The organism is Gracilimonas sp. (assembly GCF_017641085.1).
In the GTDB taxonomy this organism is placed as follows: domain Bacteria; phylum Bacteroidota; class Rhodothermia; order Balneolales; family Balneolaceae; genus Gracilimonas.
Map to the genome: position 1 here is coordinate 713,540 of NZ_JAEPPI010000002.1, position 17,720 is coordinate 731,259.

16 protein-coding genes and 1 tRNA gene are annotated in these 17,720 nt (G+C 44.4%); 6 read left to right on the forward strand and 11 right to left on the reverse strand.

Annotated features, from left to right (window positions below; genetic code table 11):
- Window positions 1-3 precede the first annotated feature (3 nt).
- Window positions 4-1,959, reverse strand: coding sequence for a BamA/TamA family outer membrane protein (locus JJ941_RS10155; protein WP_290964657.1), 1,956 nt, complete (start codon window positions 1,957-1,959; stop codon window positions 4-6).
- A 111-nt stretch (window positions 1,960-2,070) separates the two neighbouring features.
- Here JJ941_RS10155 and JJ941_RS10160 point away from each other — a divergent pair, with 111 nt between their 5' ends.
- Together JJ941_RS10160 and JJ941_RS10165 are read left to right on the forward strand one after the other, a co-directional pair.
- Complete coding sequence (locus tag JJ941_RS10160) at window positions 2,071-3,348, forward strand: M14 family metallopeptidase (protein WP_290964661.1); 1,278 nt, start codon at window positions 2,071-2,073, stop codon at window positions 3,346-3,348.
- A 42-nt stretch (window positions 3,349-3,390) separates the two neighbouring features.
- The gene (locus JJ941_RS10165; protein ID WP_290964664.1) at window positions 3,391-3,852 is read left to right on the forward strand and encodes a hypothetical protein; all 462 of its coding nucleotides are present in this window, start codon (window positions 3,391-3,393) and stop codon (window positions 3,850-3,852) included.
- A 15-nt stretch (window positions 3,853-3,867) separates the two neighbouring features.
- Here JJ941_RS10165 and JJ941_RS10170 read toward each other — a convergent pair whose 3' ends face one another.
- Window positions 3,868-4,374 (reverse strand): hypothetical protein, encoded by a 507-nt coding sequence (locus JJ941_RS10170; protein WP_290964667.1) that lies wholly within the window; start codon window positions 4,372-4,374, stop codon window positions 3,868-3,870.
- Window positions 4,375-4,446: 72 nt separating this feature from the next.
- Here JJ941_RS10170 and JJ941_RS10175 point away from each other — a divergent pair, with 72 nt between their 5' ends.
- Together JJ941_RS10175 and JJ941_RS10180 are read left to right on the forward strand one after the other, a co-directional pair.
- Window positions 4,447-5,022, forward strand: a complete 576-nt coding sequence (locus JJ941_RS10175; protein WP_290964670.1) for an SCO family protein — start codon at window positions 4,447-4,449, stop codon at window positions 5,020-5,022.
- On the forward strand, window positions 5,019-5,468 hold the full coding sequence (locus tag JJ941_RS10180) for a copper chaperone PCu(A)C (protein ID WP_290964671.1): 450 nt from the start codon (window positions 5,019-5,021) through the stop codon (window positions 5,466-5,468). The genes JJ941_RS10175 and JJ941_RS10180 overlap by 4 nt, the downstream gene beginning before the upstream one ends.
- A 64-nt stretch (window positions 5,469-5,532) precedes the next feature.
- Here the strand turns inward: JJ941_RS10180 and JJ941_RS10185 are convergent, their stop codons facing one another.
- Window positions 5,533-7,047, reverse strand: a complete 1,515-nt coding sequence (locus JJ941_RS10185) for a hypothetical protein (RefSeq protein WP_290964673.1) — start codon at window positions 7,045-7,047, stop codon at window positions 5,533-5,535.
- Between the two features lie 224 nt (window positions 7,048-7,271).
- On the opposite strand from JJ941_RS10185, the gene JJ941_RS10190 reads away from it, so the two are divergent.
- Window positions 7,272-7,922, forward strand: coding sequence for a methyltransferase domain-containing protein (locus JJ941_RS10190; protein WP_290964676.1), 651 nt, complete (start codon window positions 7,272-7,274; stop codon window positions 7,920-7,922).
- A 217-nt stretch (window positions 7,923-8,139) separates the two neighbouring features.
- Here the strand turns inward: JJ941_RS10190 and JJ941_RS10195 are convergent, their stop codons facing one another.
- The 3 genes from JJ941_RS10195 to JJ941_RS10205 form a co-directional block, all read right to left on the reverse strand.
- Window positions 8,140-8,559, reverse strand: coding sequence for a hypothetical protein (locus JJ941_RS10195; protein ID WP_290964679.1), 420 nt, complete (start codon window positions 8,557-8,559; stop codon window positions 8,140-8,142).
- Window positions 8,560-8,789: 230 nt separating this feature from the next.
- Window positions 8,790-9,287: a hypothetical protein gene (locus JJ941_RS10200; RefSeq protein WP_290964682.1), complete on the reverse strand. Its 498-nt coding sequence runs from the start codon at window positions 9,285-9,287 to the stop codon at window positions 8,790-8,792.
- Between the two features lie 155 nt (window positions 9,288-9,442).
- The gene (locus JJ941_RS10205; protein ID WP_255133700.1) at window positions 9,443-10,720 is read right to left on the reverse strand and encodes a GAF domain-containing SpoIIE family protein phosphatase; all 1,278 of its coding nucleotides are present in this window, start codon (window positions 10,718-10,720) and stop codon (window positions 9,443-9,445) included.
- A 329-nt stretch (window positions 10,721-11,049) separates the two neighbouring features.
- Here JJ941_RS10205 and JJ941_RS10210 point away from each other — a divergent pair, with 329 nt between their 5' ends.
- Window positions 11,050-11,721, forward strand: coding sequence for a hypothetical protein (locus tag JJ941_RS10210; RefSeq protein ID WP_290964686.1), 672 nt, complete (start codon window positions 11,050-11,052; stop codon window positions 11,719-11,721).
- Window positions 11,722-12,001: 280 nt separating this feature from the next.
- Here JJ941_RS10210 and JJ941_RS10215 read toward each other — a convergent pair.
- From JJ941_RS10215 to JJ941_RS10235, 5 genes are all read right to left on the reverse strand, one after another.
- Window positions 12,002-12,075: transfer RNA gene (locus tag JJ941_RS10215), tRNA-Pro, on the reverse strand.
- A 44-nt stretch (window positions 12,076-12,119) separates the two neighbouring features.
- A complete protein-coding gene (mce, locus tag JJ941_RS10220) occupies window positions 12,120-12,518 on the reverse strand; it encodes a methylmalonyl-CoA epimerase (protein WP_290964688.1) in 399 nt (132 codons plus the stop codon).
- A gap of 22 nt (window positions 12,519-12,540) precedes the next feature.
- Entirely contained in the window at window positions 12,541-14,055 is a 1,515-nt protein-coding gene (locus tag JJ941_RS10225; protein ID WP_290964690.1) for a Xaa-Pro peptidase family protein, read from the reverse strand.
- Window positions 14,056-14,176: 121 nt separating this feature from the next.
- Window positions 14,177-15,481 carry a M48 family metallopeptidase gene (locus tag JJ941_RS10230; protein WP_290964693.1) on the reverse strand — a complete coding sequence of 435 codons (1,305 nt, stop codon included), beginning with the start codon at window positions 15,479-15,481 and terminating at the stop codon, window positions 14,177-14,179.
- Entirely contained in the window at window positions 15,478-17,649 is a 2,172-nt protein-coding gene (locus tag JJ941_RS10235; RefSeq protein WP_290964697.1) for an adenylate/guanylate cyclase domain-containing protein, read from the reverse strand. The genes JJ941_RS10230 and JJ941_RS10235 overlap by 4 nt, the downstream gene beginning before the upstream one ends.
- Between the last annotated feature and the right edge of the window lie 71 nt (window positions 17,650-17,720).

The window sequence follows — 17,720 nt, forward strand, 5'->3', positions numbered from 1 at the left end:
ATGCTAAAATGCCTGCCCGATGCTAAAGTGAAGTCCCCACCGATCCCAGGCACTGCCGAAATTTCGCCCCCGATAAATTTGAAGGTCTTCATCAGTTGGGTTGATTTTATACGCTATATCGATACGGATAGGGCCTATGGGCGATTGGTAACGAAGTCCGCCTCCAACCCCAAACTGAATGGGGGTGGTGCCGATATCACTGAAATTTCTCCAAACCTGTCCGCCATCCACAAAGGTAGCAACGCCAAAGCCTTTGATTAGCTGGTTAAGCTGAAACCTGAGCTCGGTGTTGAAGCTAAACATACCTCGTCCTCCAACAGGCACAAATTGCTCAAACTCACCCTGCTCATTTATGATGGGCCGTTTAGGGCCCAGCTCTTGTCGGCTCCAGCCACGCACCGAGTTGGTGCCACCGCTGTAAAGGCGGATGTCGGAAGGCAGGGAATCCTGTTTTGCATAATAGATTCCGGCGAAGTTTATGCGTTTTGCAAATACAATATTTTGGTTAAGGGCTGAGAATTTACGGATGTCCATTCCCGCTTCCTGAAAACTGTAGGTTGCTTCTCCAAACAAGCCGGACAATTCCCAAAATGGCTGTATCGACCAGCCCTTTTTCCCTCGTTGCAAGTTTCGGGCATAAAATGCATTCAGGTTAAAAGAAGAAACATTGTAAGCTTGAATACTGTCGGGCAGGCTTTCCTGGGAATTCCGGTTAATCTCGTTGTTCAGTGTAAATTCGTGAGATATTGTACCGGTTAAATTAGAGCTGTACTGGTAGATGAAGCTGTTGGTTATACCTCCGCGAACAATCTCATAGGAAGGCTCCAGTTTATGCTCAAAAAATGGAGATAAAATAATCGAAGTCTTTGTGTTGTACACATAAGGGAACAGGTAATTGGCGCCAAGGCGTTGTTCAATAGCCGAGGCATTTCCGGTAATACTGAATCGTTCTCCGCGTTCGCGAACATTGCGGTGGGTCCATGAAGCCTGTCCCCGAAATAACTTGTAGAAGTCGGCCCAGCCATCATCGATACGGGTTAGGTTTCCGATTCCAAACTGAAGCTGAACCGTGCGCAGGGGAGTTTCTTTCACCCTCACCTTTACACTTATGGTAGAGTCTTGCGGCTGCTCAGGAATGTTGATAAGCGCAAAGCGAAACATGTGGTGACTGAAGACTTCCCGCTGGGCCTCTCTAAGTTTATTTTCGCTGAACATTTCACCTTGCTCTATACCTGTCTCTCTGATAATGTATTTTTCAGCAAGATTCTCTTCTCCTTCTACAATTACTGAGTCAAATCGTGCTCGTGGCCCCGGGTTGGTTACCAGAGTTACGTTCGCTGCTTTGGAAATGCTGTCTATCTGAGCATTAACCTCACTTGTTGCATAAGGATAACCAAGGTTGCGAAGCCGCCCCACAAGCTTTCCTTCCACTTCTGTTTTATTGATGGTTTCGTAGCGCTGACCGACCTTATATGGTAGATTTTTCTTTATATCCTGGAAATCCTCATCATCCGTAATTAAAGCCCGGTCTTCGCTGCTTGTGGAAACCAGGAAGTCCACCTTCTTAATCCTGATGGGGGTGTTCTCAGTGATTTCAAATATGATGGATTTTCGCCATTCTTTACTCAGCGTTTCAATGCGGTAGTTTACAATTACATCGTCAAATCCCCTTCGCTGGTAAAAGCGTTTGATTCGGATGACATCACGTTTTACATCATTCTCGTTGAGGATCATTCCCGGCTGTCGCCAAAACAGGAGTTTCTTAAATGGTGAAGGTGGCTCATTATAAATCACATCTTTAATTACTAACGCTTCAAACGTTCGGTTTCCTTCAATGTTAATGCTCCAAACCCGTGCGGGGTCAGGTTCTTCCTGGGCAGCCACTTGTACGGTAACAAGATGGAAAACACCCAGCAGCGTGAAGAGATGGATTAGAAGTTTTAAATTAGTAGTAACCAAGTGAGTGATTTATATTAATAAAGATAAGTATAACTGAATGTTTGCTATCTTTGAAATCTTAGTTGTACTGCTCAGTTTTTAAATGAGCCATAACGTTAATTGCGCTTATATATGTATAAGTATTTTCAGGTCCTTATTGTTTCTTTGATACTGGTTTCATGCAAAAGCACGGAAGAGTTCTCAGGCTTCTCTTACGATCCTCCGGATGTAACCAACACCACCGACAAAGTCATTCAAAAACAGGCTCGCCGGACCATTGGGGTAGATTCGCCCAAGGTCTGGATTAGCAATGAATTTGATGGAGCTCGTATGAATGATGTTTACGCGTATAGTGACTCAGCGGTTGAGGTTTTTATTGCACCTGAAAATGGCCCAATCAATAATAGTCCCTGGTACGCCTTCAAAATATGGAGTGATACCGTCCGGATGGCAAAGATACGGCTTAATTACCTGGATGCAACGCATAGATACCTCCCAAAATTGCAAAGTTGGGTTCAGCCCGACAGCACGTGGAAACAGCAGATGGAGCTGCCCGTTCAGTACGATTCTGCCACCGGTACAGCTACCTTTGAAGTGTTATTGGCCCCGGACCCCATAATTATCAGCGGGCAACCGCTTCATACCTCATCCGATTTACTTTCCACTTTAACCCATCGCGGGGTTTTGGGTAATTCTTTTGTTGAGATGAAAGAAGTGGGTAAATCAAAATTGGGGCGGCCGATTTGGGAGCTTGGAATCACAGAAGTTGAGCAAAATCAAAAAGCTCCGGTTTTAGCTATCGTGAGCCGTCAGCATCCGCCGGAAGTAACGGGTTATCTTGCTTCGCTAATTTTCCTGGAAGAATTGACGGCCGACAATGCGTTAGCCCGGGAGTTCAGGGAGACCTTCGTGGTAAAAGCATTCCCAATGCTAAATCCTGACGGGGTTGATATGGGCCACTGGCGACATAATGCCGGCGGGGTTGATTTAAATCGCGACTGGGAAAATTTCAATCAGCCCGAAACAAGAATCGTGAAAGAAACTCTGGAGCCGCTAAAAAATTCTGACTTACGGCAGATGTTCTATGCCATCGATTTTCACTCTACCAACGAAAATATTTTCTATCCCATAAATGAGGAGGTAAAAACCAATCCGGATAATATTACCCAGCAGTGGGTAGAACGTATTCAGGAAGACAATGAAGAGGTTGAATTTAACATTGAGCCGTTCGACACCTCATCGCCTATCGCTAAAAACTGGTTCTATCATGCCTTCGGCATTGATGCACTGACCTATGAGGTAGATGATCAAATCAGTGATGAAAAGCTTGGGCAGGTTTCGCGATCGGCTGCAAAATCATTGATGAGAGTTCTGCTCGAAAATTGGGATAAAACAAGTGTTGAAAACTAATTCAGGGATACACATATTCAAATAAAAGCTAAATAGAAAAGCATGAAGGGTTCGCAAGTATTATTGGAAGGGATTTACAACTGGAAGCTGCGTCTTGTGTTAAGCGCACTGCTATGTATAATCGGGCTGGGGATACTAATAAGTATGGCATTAGGGATATTTCTCGAGCTTACCGTGTTGGATAAATCTATTGTGGGGATTGCCATTTTTATGGTGGGAACGCCCGCTTACCTCATTGTCAGTAATTTGGGGAAAGTTGATCAATACACCATCGCTGGGTTTTTGAACGAAAGCCTTAAAGAGGTTGATGGTGACGCAGAAGTGCTGGTTAAAAAAGAGGATGAGTTGGATCCGGAAGAAAAAACACGCCGGGAACAGCTTGAAGAATTCTTTCGGGAAAATCCATTGTATAACTTCCTGCCCGACCGCCCGGTGAAGCAAGCTTATTTTCTGTTCTTGATTTCCCTTCTAGCAAGTTTTGCTATTTGGTATTTCGGGCCCTGATAATTCAGTAGCTAATTATTCATCGGCAGCAGGAGAATAATCCTGATTGTATGGATTTCCGCTGGGCACCGTTACCTTAACGGCTCCATAGTTAGCCGCCTCATGACACTGATTGCAGGTTTGAATCATGGTTTGATAATTGTCCTCAAACATAGCTTGGTCTTTGGCGTCTATTGCAGCTTCAACCTTTTCAATTTGGGGAATGAGCATGGTTTCGAGCAGTTTGCTCACATTCACTCCATCATCCAGATGGTTGCCGTCAATGATGGTTTCAGATAGTTCTTCGATTTCATGAGAATATACATAGGCCAGCTCCCAATTTTCTTCCTTACCTGCAAGATATAATTTATGGCTATACCGCTGCATAAAAGACATGTGGTAAATCAAAGGAACCGTATCCTCATATTGCTCATCGGTATCCGGGTGATCATTGGATTTAGCTTGATCCGTTTGGCAGGAAATGCCGATGAAAACAGTGGAAACTAAAAATAAAAAGCCACCTAACTTGATGCGATACTCCATGATAAATGATGAATATTGATTAATTGAGGGAACAATGGCTAAGTTATTTGTGAATACTCTTACATTCAACCTATGAAGAAATTAATACTGCTTTTTATCCCCCTTTTTATAATCGCTTGTGGCAATAACCCCGAGGTTATTGAGGATATGGGTGACGCCTCTTTTCAGCTGGTTAACAGTGACAGTGCCGAAGTCGTCTTTCCGGATGACTTTGAAGGCGATTACGTGGTGATGGGATTTATATACACCAACTGTCCGGATATCTGTTCGCTCATCACGCAAAATCTCGTCAAAATTCAGAAAGAGCTGAATTACCCGGAGGATGTGCAATTTGTAGCCGCAACATTTGATCCGGTCCGGGATACTCCATCGAAGCTAAAACAGTACGGGAAGGCTTTTGAGGTTGATGAAAACTTCACCTTTATAACCGGCGATTCAACCGAGGTTTTTGCCTTGATGGACAGCGCCCGCGTTCGAAGCCAGGTTTCTTTCACGCAGCAAACCGAAAGCGGAAAAGAGCTTTACTTCATCAATCACTCCGATAAAATAATGGTGTTAGATAAACAGGCGCGGGTAATTTTTGAATATGGAGGAAGCCAGCCGATAATTCCTTCTCTTGTAGTTGAAGATCTAAATAAAGTCCGATGAGAAAAACAGTTTTCCTTTTATTGATTAGTGGTTTGATGCTTTCAGTGGCCTGCACCAACCAAAAAGCGGAGAAAGAAAATGTGAGTGAGGAACCAGATGTGATAAGAGAGCGGGTTCGTCCGGCCGCTTCCGGTGGAACAAGTGCAGCTTATTTTGTTTATACAAATTCACTGGACAAAGCGGACACCTTACGTTCGGTTGAGGCAGATTTTGCAGATATGGTGCAGGTGCATGAGTCTTACGAAACAGAAGAAGGGATGATGGGGATGCGGGAACAAAAAGAAGTTATGGTACAGCCCGGACAAGAAATCCGGTTCCGGCAGGGAGGCCTTCACATCATGCTGATGGGCTTGAACCAGGAATTAAAAGCCGGCGATTCCGTGGCTATAAGATTGAAGTTTGCAGGAGCCGGTGAGGTTGTTAGAAAGCTTCAGGTTCAGCCCTGAAATTCCTTCAAATAAAAAAAGGCTGCCGGGTCCTCCGACAGCCTCAACCACTTAACGCCTCAGTTTATTGAATAGTAAACTGAACCATTACAATGTTTTGCATTGAATCAAATACGGGTGGGTCGTCACTTCCTTCAGAACCATCAAAATCATAAGATCCGATTGTTCCGTTGTCGATGTGCAACATCGCCCATACTTTCTCTCCTGACTCCAGGGTTTCGTCGTCGTTAAGTTCAATAACAAGGTCGGTATTTTGGCCGGTGTAAACTTGTCCGTGGCCAATACTTGCCGGTACTACAGGAGAATCGTTTCCGGTATCTCTGTGAAGTACTACGAATCCTATCTGGCCGGTCATGGTTTCAGAGATGGTAAGTGTTCCGTCTTCCACAGCCTGGTCTTCTGCAACTACAGCCGGAGCAGCGGAGCCACTTACGGTAATGCTGGTCAGCAGAATTCCATCAGCTGTAATAACCGGTTGGTCATGCGGTCCTTGTCCGTCAAATTCATAGGTACCGATTGTTCCGGTATCATAGTGAACCATAGGGTATAGCACGTCGCCATCTTCCACTACAACGCCGTCATCAAAAGTAATTTGAACGTCTGTGTTCATTCCTTCCTGAATTGGTGCTTTACCAATAATTTCAGGAATCTGGGGACCGTCATTGGCTTCATTAGAAGCATGCACAACCACCCATCCGTCGGTATCCGATTCCACATCAACCATGATAGAATTGTTCATAACGGTTTGGTCTTCCGCCATCAGTGTTGACATATTTTCAATTACTTCAAAAGAAGCAAGAACGATGTCACCTTCTGCAGTGATAACAGGTTGGTCTAAACCGCTTTGGCCGTCAAACTCATACTCACCGTCTGTTCCGGTATCATAATGAAGCATTGGGAAGAGGTTGTCTCCGGTAGATACTTCTTCACCTTCATTCAGCACAATTTCCACATTCTCATTTACGCCTGCAGAAACCGGTGCTTTACCAATGATTTCCGGAATTTGAGGTCCATCGTTGTTGGCATTAGGTCCGTGAATTACAATCCAGCCGTCTTCAGCAGCAGATACGGATCCAATAACGAAAATATTACCTCGATCAACCTGATCACTGACTGTAATAGCCGGATCGGTTTGGGAAATCATGAAAGATGTCATCACGATTTCGTCATTTAAGGTAACCGGCAGGTCTAATCCGTTTTGCCCGTCAAATTCGTATTCACCCAGAGTTCCTGTGTCTTCATGCAGCATGGCCCAAAGGGTTTCTTCATTAGAAACGCCTTCTTCAAGCTGGATGGTTACATCGGTATTTACACCGGCTTCAACCATAGATTTTCCGATGATTTCAGGAACCTGAGGTCCGTTGCCCTCAGCGTTTGAGCGGTGAATAACGATCCATCCATTTTCGGGGGATACCACATTTGAAATGGTAACCTGGTTACCATTACTGGTGCCCTGTGTATTGGCTTCTACGGCCGGGATGTCTGTATCGTCTTCTCCCGACGAATTGTTATTTTCACAAGCTGTGAAGGATAGCCCAACAGCAGCCAGCATAATGAATAGTTTGTTTAGTGATTTCATAATAGTTTTTACTTGATGAATTTTATTACTTGTTCACTCGAGAATACGAGCGGATCTTTAAAGCAGATTGCAAAAAATTTAAAATGGTTTTCCCTCAGAAATAATTGGAGGGATTGCTACATGAAAAGCCGCTGTTTGGTGTGCAGGTAAATGAGAAAAGAAAATGCTTTCAGAAGGTCGTGTCCCAAAAATAGAAAAAGATTAAAGTCATAGAACCAAGAGAAGTGGCCAACAGAACAGAGTTGAGTAAAGATGAAACCGCCGAGAGCTACGATGCCCTCGCATCCAAATACGATGTTCGGTGGAAGGGGTACCTCGAGAATACACATCAAAAATTATTGGGTCAGCTTAGAATACATCCATCCGATCGGGTGTTGGATATAAGTGCCGGAACCGGTTACCTGGCAAGGTATCTTCAGCAGAATGACCGGGAATTCGGTGAGTTTGTGCTGAATGATGTGTCCTCTGAAATGCTTGCGAAGGCCCGGGAAAAGGTGGGCTCTGATGATCGTTATCGTTTTACCGGATACAGTGCAGAGCAGATGAGTTTTGAGTCCAATTCCTTTGACCGGGTCATTTCAATGAATGCGTTTCACAATTACCCGAATCAGGAGGGTGCCATCCGGGAGGTTTATCGGGTGCTAAAGCCCGGCGGGATGTTTTATTTGCTGGATTGGAACAAAGAAGGGCTATTCAGGGCAGTCAATTACTGGATCGATAAGCTTACCCGTGAAACCATTCAAACCGTTTCCGTGAATGATGCTGAAAAATTACTCAGTTCAGTTCATTTCAACATTAAGCACAAACAAACCTGGCACTACATGTATTGGAATTTGTACCTCATCACCGCAAACAAGCCTGAACAGGGGAAATAGAAAAAGCCCTGGTCGATCAAAACCGGGGCTTTATTTGAGTTATTCGGAGTATATGTTTGCTAATCACTTAAAATCAGCACTGAAATAGTACGAGAATCAAAGGCCGCCGGATTGGAAAAAACTATTTAAGATTCTGCAAGAGGGGACGATAAGCGGGTACAGAATCCCTGCAAGGGGAAGAGGTGATGGTTACCGGTATTGAGTGCTTAGGAATTCCTTACAGGTATTCAATAACAGCGGTTACATCGCCCTGGTAGTGACCTCTTAATGAGCTTAGGTCTTTGATTTTACCGTTCAGGGAGATGTGGTGTTCACCGGTCTCCGTAGTTCTTTTATCTACCTGAAGTGATTCAAACTCTATGGTTTCTCCGTCATAATTCTTTATGCCGGCGTTTTCAACGATTGAAACACTTACATCAGTGCCCGGTGAGGTTTGAAGCGAGAACCCGCCTGCTTTAACATTATTGTTAGTTGCATCCACGGAGCTTAAATCAATAAGCCCTTCTTCAATGGAAGACAAGCCGGCTCCGCTTACGATCTCTACCCGAACTTGCATAACAGCAGTTGTTTGTGCCTGAAGGGAAGCCCAAAAGCCGGAAACCAGGAGAATTAATATGTGGGTGATTGCTACTCTCATTTTTATTTATCTCACCCAAATAATATTAATTTCCTCTAATATTAAAAAATCTTAATTTTAATAAAGCGGAAATAATTTCCCTATGCTTATAGCAAAACTGCCCTGAAGCACACCTGGAGAGGGATATTTACAAATGTTAGAAATTAAAACTCTCTAATGTTAGGAAGGCCTGCCTTGAGGAATCGTTGATTCCCGACAGTATCAGAGGTTTTTATATGAAGGGGGCGGGACTAAATTCTGAAGAATCTCTTCAGTTTTATCTTTTTTGCTTTCTTTTTGAGAGCGGTAAGTTTTTCCTCATCCAGTTCAAGGTCGTCCGGATGGAGTTCTATCTCTTGAAGGGAGTCCATTGGGTGGAGTATCCCAAGATGTTTGATGAAGGTATTGAGGTTGCTTCGAAGATACTTCTTCCGGTTCTTGTCCAGGACCTCAATGATCTCTTCCCATTTTTTGGGCTTAACGGAGCATTCAATTCCAAGCCCGATTGCATCTGAGTCGTCGGGACTGTTGAGGCAAATCTCCAGTTGCAGTTCCAGGTTTTCAGGAAGCGGTTCGGGGCGGAGCAATTTTGGGCCCTGGTGTTTTCGGTATCCGCGAGGAAAAAAGCTCTTCCAAAGCTCTCCGGTAGAGGGGTCGTGATAAAAGACTTCATAGGTATCCATATTCTTTCGCACGGTAACCATGTCTTTTATACGCTCTATTTGTCTCTTATTATTAATGATATACATAATATTGCCTGCCTCGTAGATATATACTTTCGCCTATAGTAAAAGTTCCGTACAGCTGATTTGTTACAAATTATTTTAGCCTGAAAAGATCATTCAGGTTTTTATTTCATTTGCAGATGCGCTGAACCATTCCTGATTCAGCGGTTTCTTATTACTTACTGTACGCGTTCAATGATGATGAGTGTTATATCGTCACTTTGGGGCTGACCTTTACTAAAATTATCGATTGTTTTTAGCAGGTTCATCATCATTTGAGAAGGAGTGAGGGATTTATGTTCCAGAAGCCATTGCTCAAAACCTTCGTCTGAGAAAAATTCTCCCTCCGTATTACGGGCCTCAGGGATTCCATCCGAAAAGAGAATTAGCTTATTGCCTGAATACAGTTTTATCGAATCTCCTTTAAAATCCACAGGGTCCATAATTCCCAGCATCACACCACCCACTTCGAGTTGGCTAAGATTATGGTTGTGTACATCCAGCAAATAGGGGTTATTATGGCCGGCATTCACGTAATTGAAGGTGTGAGTTTCGGTATCAAGTTCACCATAAACAGCGGTGATAAACTTGTCGATGGGAGAATCTTCGTAGATAAGTTTATTTACGCTGTTGATGGAATCTCCAACATTTTTGTTGTTCTCCACATGAGAACGAAGGGAGGCACGCATGGTAGCCATTAACAGGGAAGCGGGAACACCCTTGCCGGTTACATCAGCCACGGTAAAACCCCAGCGTTTGGTCCCGGGGATGGGGATATAATCATAGTAATCGCCTCCAACGCTTTTTGCAGGTTTACTGCATCCGGCAATACGGTAATGGGGAATATTGGGGACCTCCTTGGGCCAAAAGCCGGATTGGATGGTGCGCGCAACTTCAAGCTCTTTATCCATCAGCTCTTTCTCGATGCGCTCTTGCTGCAGTTTGGCATTCTCAATAGCAATAGCGGCCTGATTGGCCATGGTCTGAAAAACAGGAATTAAATCTTCGGAAAGCTCTTCGGGATTCTTTTTGTTGATAGCCTGAAGGGCCCCAATCACCTTTCCGTTATGGTTTATCAGGGGCACGCAGATCAGGTCTTTGGTGGTGAATGAAGAACTCACACTGAGCTCTCCGGCAAACCGGGGATCTTTTTGAACATCCCTGACCAACACCGGTTCCACATTCTGTACCACCCAGCCACTTAACCCTTGATTGGAGGGCATACTTTTCCCGGATAACTCTGCTGTAGCAGGTCCGGTTGGTATAGTTAAAGTGAGTTTTGATTTATCTTCGGAAAGCAGAAAAAGCGAGCTTGCCTCCGTGTCCATAATGATTTTGGCGGAATCCATAATCTCACGGAGCAGCTTATCCAACTCAAGGTTAGAATTTATTTTTCCAACCAATTCCATCAGCAGGTTAAGCTGTTCAATATTGATAGATTGTGATGTCGTTTTCATACCCGATACCCGTACATAATAATTTACTCTGTTAAGCTCTTTGAGATTCACCCCTTTTGAAGCGTACTCCAAAGCGTTTCTCACCTTGATCAAATTGCATCAAACCCCAAAAAGAAGCACTTCAATATAAATAAGAAGAGTCAATATACTATAACGATTCATAGGAATACAATGCCTGTTCAGATAGGTGAAAACACGTATTGATTTTAGAAATTTATTTCTCGTGATTGTGATCATAACGACTAAATAATTAGCGGGAAGGGTACATGGATTTGCTGAAGAAAAAAATTATGATAGCCGGGGTTCTGTTCTGTATAAGCCACTCTATATTGGCACAGAACACAAATAAGAAAGAGTTGGTAATTCGGGGTGAACCGGTAATTTCTTCCGACCAGATCATTGCTGACCGGGACGTGAACTACGATGTAAACGGAAAGCTGGCGGCGGGGCTATTAGTTAAAGCTTCCCAGATGGACTTGACCATACAGTCGACTTTAGGAGTGCTCAGTATAATGGGTTACAAAAATTCAGTTTTGGTTCTCCTTTCACCACAGGAAGATAAAGTAACCATCATTAAAGAAGGACTCGAGCCGCTGGATATTTTACTGAGCCAGGCGGGCATAGAATTAGAGAGCGGTAAAGTGTGGGAAATTGAGGTAACAGAGCAGCTAAAGAAGAATACTTCTGATGAGTTGAGCATTGTAAAGGAGCTGGAATATCTTAAAAATGAACTGGTAGCCAATCGGAGAGATAATAAAAATGCGGAAGGGATTTTGGCTGCAGGGTTAAAGATTTATTCAGACTGGGAAAACCTGGAAATTTCTGTTTCAGACCCGGATAAATTGTTAAAGGTTCAGGAAGGGGAAAACTATTACCTGGTCTATGTACTACCCGAAGTTCAGGAGCTTCGGATTTCCATGCCCGGGAAAAAGCCACTAACCATCAACCTGTCTCAAACTACCCTTGAAAGCGGCCGGGTATATAGTTTGAGTGTTGAGTAAGCCTATATATTCAAATATTTGAGCAAACAAAAAAAGGGACGTCAGTTTAAACCAACGTCCCTTGTTCTAACCGTCGGGGCGCTCTACTCACCTGAGCCACGCTTGTTAAGCCAAGCTATTGCCCGTGTGGAGGTTTTATATTTTTATTAGGAGAATATTCTGCGTAACAATGGGATAACAAATGATCAGATTTACCCCAATTTGAGAGAGAAAAGCAGAAATGGGCAAAAAAGAAAAGCCCTCAGATGACCCCTAAAGGCCATTTGAAGGCTTATACTTGTCGGGGCGACAAGATTTGAACTTGCGACCTCTCGACCCCCAGCCGAGCGCTCTACCTAGCTGAGCCACGCCCCGATCAATGAGCGCTAAAGATACGCATCAAATCAGGCAAAACTCAATCATTTCTTACTCTGGCACAATTCCACCAAAACTCCGTGATTATCTTTAGGGTGAACGAAGGCTACCAGCTTGTTATCAGCTCCGTCTTTGGGGTGTTCATTCAGAATGGTGAATCCTTCTTTGCGAAGACGATCCAGTTCGGCATGGATGTCATCTACTTCGAAGGCTACGTGATGAATGCCCTCACCTTTCTTATCCACATATTTGGCTATAACAGAATCATCACTGGTTGGGCCCAGCAGTTCCACTTTCGATTCGCCAGTCTGGAAAAAGACCGTTTCTACTTTTTCGCTTTCTACGGTCTCGGATTTGGTGGGGGAGGCGTTAAAGATTTTCGAATAGGTTTCCGTGGCTTTCTTTATGTCTTTTACGGCAATGCCAATGTGATCAATATGCATGAAAAAAGAGTTTAACGTTAGATTAATTATCGATTGAAATAGGGTTTTTCTGAAGCAGCCCATCTTCCCGGACAAGCTTTTCGATGCTTTCAATATCGCGCGGGAGAAAGTCGCTGTAAATCTCGACTCCATCTTCAGTAGCAATAATCATGTCTTCCAGGCGGATGTAAATTCGTTCTTCTGGTACCCGAAACTGAGGTTCAATCACAAATACCATTCCGGGCTCAATGGGAACGGCATAGTCCCCAACATCATGAACGGACATCCCCACTCCGTGCCCCAATCGCATGTCCGGGTCTTTGGCTCTTTCATGATAGCCGGCTACAAACTGCTCGGCAGCATTTCGATATAGCGGTTTGGAAAACTTGTGTTCTTCTAAAATGACGTCTATTTCTTTAAGGGCGTTTTGCATCACTTGCTGTGGTGTAAGCCCGAGTTTAATATGGTAGAGAATAGCCTCGTAAAACTTCAGATAAAATGAGTACAACTCCCTTTGTACAGGATTGAATGTGCCATTAACGGGCCACATCCGACCAAGGTCGCTGGAGTAGTACCGGTCATATGCTCCGTAATCCATCAATATCATATCTCCGGCTTTTGCCGTTCGCTCGCTGTTGTGATAGTGGTTCATGTACGCGTCGGGACCAACATGGATAAGCGGGTAGTAGGCATCATCCTGAATATTATGCTTCCAGTAAATGTATTTTGAGACAGCCTCCAGTTCATAGGGCTTTACTCCCGGTTCGGTCGATTTCATCGATTCGATAATAACTTCTGCCTGCAAGCGGGTGGAGCGGCGTATAAGTTCAAGCTCTTTCACACTCTTTATTTTCCGAAGTTCGTCGATAACGGAATCTAAATCTTCAATTTCTAAATTCGGTGCTGCTTCCTGTATTTCCTGAATGAAGTTTTGATGACGGGGTAAGCGTGTGTCAAGCGGATTGGCTTTCATATCCTCAATGTGGCGGTTGGCCATACTGCGCGTCATGGCCACTTCCTCGTAAGGACTGTGAGGTGTATATATAGTGGTAATTTCCGCAGATTGATTCAGTGACTCCAGGTCGGTCATTAAATCTGAGTACGATCCCACATTCTCAATACCGGAAAGTTCTGTTACTAATTCAGCGTCTTCGAAAGAAAGTATTTTGCCCTCCCCATACTCCCGGCGCTCTTTACGATTATACAAATAAACGGTGGCCTCCCGGGTTTGCCCATTCAGGATCAGGAAGGCATCGGGCGATTCTATACCGGATAAATAGTAGAACTCGTTGTTTTGTCTGAAATCAAGATATCCTTCCGGGCTTGGGGCACCCTGTAAAATAGCGATGCTCTCTTCTCCGATGGCCTCGTAAACCTTGTCTCGCCGTTCTGCAAATTCAGCCGGGGTGAAGTGTTCAGAAAACAAAGCCCGGTCTTCTTTTAAGGTTGATTGATTCCAGCTTGAAGATTGAGCCTGTAAAGAAGCAGAAAAAACGAAGAAAACAGAGAACAGAAACAGGCTGTTGATGCTAACAGCTAATCGAAGAGTGCGTGGCATGGTTACAGGACTGAGGTTTAAGTTTCACACAAAAAAAAGGGTAAATAAAAAGTAAGAAACAATGACGTTATAAAACTTTTTATCTACCCCGTAAAGAAGATGGTACAAATATGTTTCTACGTTAATCCAATGAATTCATCAGGCGCTGAAACAATTCACTGCTGGTGTTACCGCTTCCGAGGTTGAGATCATCAATTTGCTCGTTAATGGCTTCAATCCTTCGTTCCAGGGAAAGACCGCTCCATTCGGTAATGGCTTCGGTTTCTGAAATCTGAATTCGGTCCAGGTATTTAATCGCCTCATTGGGATTGTAGCCGGAAAGGTAGGTATAAATGATACCCCAGTAGTCGGCGTCAAACTCATAGGACTCCAGCCGCTCGCTGTTGGCAGCATCATAAAAACCATCGGTCCAATCGGTGATGCGCTGCTCATTTTCCCGCTCTTCCTCAGTGGCTTGGTCTTCAGCTCCTTCTTCAGCCAGTTTGCGACGCATCTCGTCCAGCAGGCTCTCGCGTTTTACCCGTGGCTCCTGCTCTTTATACTCAACCATGCCATGACTGAATACAAGGTGGGCGATTTCGTGAGCCAGGAAGTGAACCAATTCCGCTTCAGAGCGCATTTGTTTGAGGGCTCCTTTGGAAACAAAAATGTAGTTACCGGGCAGTGAATATCCCTGAACGGCTTCCGAATCAAGAATAAAGACTTTAAAGTCCAGTTCCGGCTTGTGGCTGTTCTCTACAATCAGCCCGGAAAGAAGATCCAGATACCGTTGCAGCTGGTAGTTGCTCACCAGCCCTCGTTGAGCTACCGCACTGGCAACCGCATAGCCCACCTGGTCGATGGCAGGGTCGGTATAAGGAACAAAAATAGCATCCGGGTACAAGAGTCTTCGTTCTTGCTGGGGATTCATTTTCCGTTCTCTCACACCAATAAAGTTTTGAAACTCAGTAGGAGAAGCAGGTTCGATCTGAAATTTCTCGAAATCAACGGTGTATTCGATGTTTCGAGCGCGTCGCCATTTTTCAGCAAAGCCTTTTACTGCAGCCGACACCTGAGTTGGTGAAGCCACCAGTTCCTCTTCTACGTCTGCATCGTCACCGTCAATTTGGGAGAACATCAGGTTCATCCGGCTTTGGAGGGAATCGGACTGAAGTTTGTCTTCACTAATCTTAGTGTCAGAAAGCGTGTAGCTTGGCACCCATCCCAACGTTTCTTTGAACCAGATGCGATCCCAGTATCCCTGTGTGGAATCCAGCTCAACTTTATTGTTGATGTAGAGACGCAGTAAAAACTCATGATAGGCCGCAGGGCCTTTACGCATATCTGCCGTTTGGTTCGTGTATTTTACCTGGGCCAAAGCAGATTGGCCGAACATAACTGTGCAAAACAATAGCACCCCAAAAGAAGAAAGTAGTTTTTTCATCATTTATTTGTTTGTTGATAGCTACCCTCCCAGTTGGCGCCGGGCGGATTCTTTTTAAATACCTCGATATTTTTTGAATAAATTCGGCAGAGCATGTCCCCGTCTTTAAGCTCCAGTGCTTTTTCGAACTTAACTTCTGCCGCTTCCCATTCACGATTATAATAATGATTTAACGCACCATGGAAAAGCTCTACAAACGATTCCCATTTTGAGGACTCTTCTGTACCTTTTTCGCAAATAAGTTCAAAAATCCGGATGGGTTTTGTTTTACCCTTTGCCTTCATTAGGGCGACTTCACGCGTCAAAAGGCGGTCTTTTACCTGTTCTCGGGTTGATTGTGAAATTAAAATCCGGGTGCCAAAATCCTTGTTGGCAGGTTCGAGGCGGGCGCCAAGGTTCACATTATCACCTAAAACCGTATAGCTGAACCGGTCTTTGGAGCCCATATTTCCCACAACCATAGGCCCGGAATTTAAACCATAGCGCACATGGGGAGCAGGTAACCCTTCACCCGTCCATTTTGCCTGTAATTCGGCCAGTTTTTCTTCCATCTCCAGGGCACATTTACAGGCGTAGTAAGCGTGATCTTCTTCCGGAACCGGAGCTCCCCAAAAAGCCATGATGGCATCGCCAATATATTTATCCAGCGTGCCTTTGTTTCTAAAAACGATATCGGTCATTTCACTTAAATACTCATTCAGGAAGGTAACCAGCTCTTCGGGAGGGGTATCTTCAGAAATCGAAGTGAATCCGGCTAAATCGCTGAATAAAACAGTAAGTTCTTTTTTCTCCCCGCCTAATTTAAGCAGTTCAGGCTGCTCAATTATTTGTTCAACAAGTTCTTTTTGAAGGTAAAGGTCAAAGGCACTGCGAATGGCACGCTTCTGGGCATCCTCACTTACATATTTGGTTGTGTATCCTACGATAATCATCAACAACGAGGAAAGGAATATTTCAGCTGTAGGAAACCAAACCCGGTACACACTGAAGAGAATTAACCCGGCAATAATGATTGCTCCCATCAATACAGCAGAAAAAGAAATGTTCACTTTTGAAGGCGTCCAGAAAATCAGGATCAGAAGGACGGCTGTGAAAATGAGAATGAGGATGTTTTTGGTAAAAGGAGAAACCGTGGTTATGAAGTCACTTTCCAGAAGGTTGTTGGTAACAGCGGCATGAATTTCTACACCCGGAAAAGGTTCAATCGGGCTCATGGGGGTTGACTTGATATCGGATAATCCGGCAGCATTGGCACCGACAAATACAATTTTGTCTTTTAGCTCTATTAAAGAATCAGCTTTGGGGTCGCCGGTCTGCCGAAATTCGAGCCCGGCTTTAAACAATCCGTAAAAAGAATAGTTTCGGAATGTACCGTCTTCACTTCCTCCTTTCTTGTACCAGTTAATCAGATACTTACCATCGGGTTGAAGCGGAACCTTTAGCGAGTCAAGTAAAAGCGAACGGCCGGTTCTTTCAACCGAAACCTGTCCTCGTTGATACCCGAGATAAGCGGCCACTCCCAGAGAGGGAAGAGCACGGTCCCCGGAAATATTAAAAAACATAGGCACCCTGCGAATGATGGACTCATTTTCAGTTGGGATGGCAACAGATCCAATTTTATGGGCGGTATTCAGAAACCGCGGGATCGGAACATTATGTACGGAATAGAGCTCCGAACTGTCTTCCAAAGCAAGCGGGTAGGTAAAGCGGGACAAGTCTGATCGGTTATATCCATCTTCACTTTCAATGGTTTGTGCAGACAGGACAGAGTTTTGATAAGTGCCAAACATTTGCTCCAGGTACAGGTCACTCCGCGCACCGGAAAGGCCGTTTCGGTCAAAGTCGGGTTGATCGAAAAGCACATCATAAACAACCAGCCGTGCTTGTTTGGCCATCAGATAATTGTGGACGGTTCCATACACTTCACGGGGCCAGGGCCAGTAGATGCCATGTTCTTTAGCGAAGGTATCCAGGCTTTTTTGGTCAATCATAGCCAGTGAAACCCGGTCTTTGGGAACATCCCGCTCGAAAGAACGGAATTTTTGATCGAGCAGGGAGTCCTCAATAGGGTTGAAAAAGCCCGCATATTGCAGAATAAAAAGTGAGCAGATTACGGCGGCGTACACCAAGCTCACTAGAGCTGCTTTACTAAGTTTTCTTCCTTTTTTCATTTTGTACCCGAATTACAAGGCGAACAACAGATTTCTATAATAAGAATTTCAGTGTTGTTGTGCACTTTATA

Coding starts and splice junctions, on each gene's coding strand:
- JJ941_RS10235 (WP_290964697.1), bottom strand. CDS start 17,649: ATGAAAAAAGGAAGAAAACTTAGTAAAGCAGCTCTAGTGAGCTTGGTG.
- JJ941_RS10175 (WP_290964670.1), top strand. CDS start 4,447: ATGAAGAAATTAATACTGCTTTTTATCCCCCTTTTTATAATCGCTTGT.
- JJ941_RS10205 (WP_255133700.1), bottom strand. CDS start 10,720: ATGAAAACGACATCACAATCTATCAATATTGAACAGCTTAACCTGCTG.
- JJ941_RS10170 (WP_290964667.1), bottom strand. CDS start 4,374: ATGGAGTATCGCATCAAGTTAGGTGGCTTTTTATTTTTAGTTTCCACT.
- JJ941_RS10160 (WP_290964661.1), top strand. CDS start 2,071: ATGTATAAGTATTTTCAGGTCCTTATTGTTTCTTTGATACTGGTTTCA.
- JJ941_RS10200 (WP_290964682.1), bottom strand. CDS start 9,287: ATGTATATCATTAATAATAAGAGACAAATAGAGCGTATAAAAGACATG.
- JJ941_RS10230 (WP_290964693.1), bottom strand. CDS start 15,481: ATGATGAAAAAACTACTTTCTTCTTTTGGGGTGCTATTGTTTTGCACA.
- JJ941_RS10185 (WP_290964673.1), bottom strand. CDS start 7,047: ATGAAATCACTAAACAAACTATTCATTATGCTGGCTGCTGTTGGGCTA.
- JJ941_RS10195 (WP_290964679.1), bottom strand. CDS start 8,559: ATGAGAGTAGCAATCACCCACATATTAATTCTCCTGGTTTCCGGCTTT.
- JJ941_RS10180 (WP_290964671.1), top strand. CDS start 5,019: ATGAGAAAAACAGTTTTCCTTTTATTGATTAGTGGTTTGATGCTTTCA.
- JJ941_RS10225 (WP_290964690.1), bottom strand. CDS start 14,055: ATGCCACGCACTCTTCGATTAGCTGTTAGCATCAACAGCCTGTTTCTG.
- JJ941_RS10165 (WP_290964664.1), top strand. CDS start 3,391: ATGAAGGGTTCGCAAGTATTATTGGAAGGGATTTACAACTGGAAGCTG.
- mce (WP_290964688.1), bottom strand. CDS start 12,518: ATGCATATTGATCACATTGGCATTGCCGTAAAAGACATAAAGAAAGCC.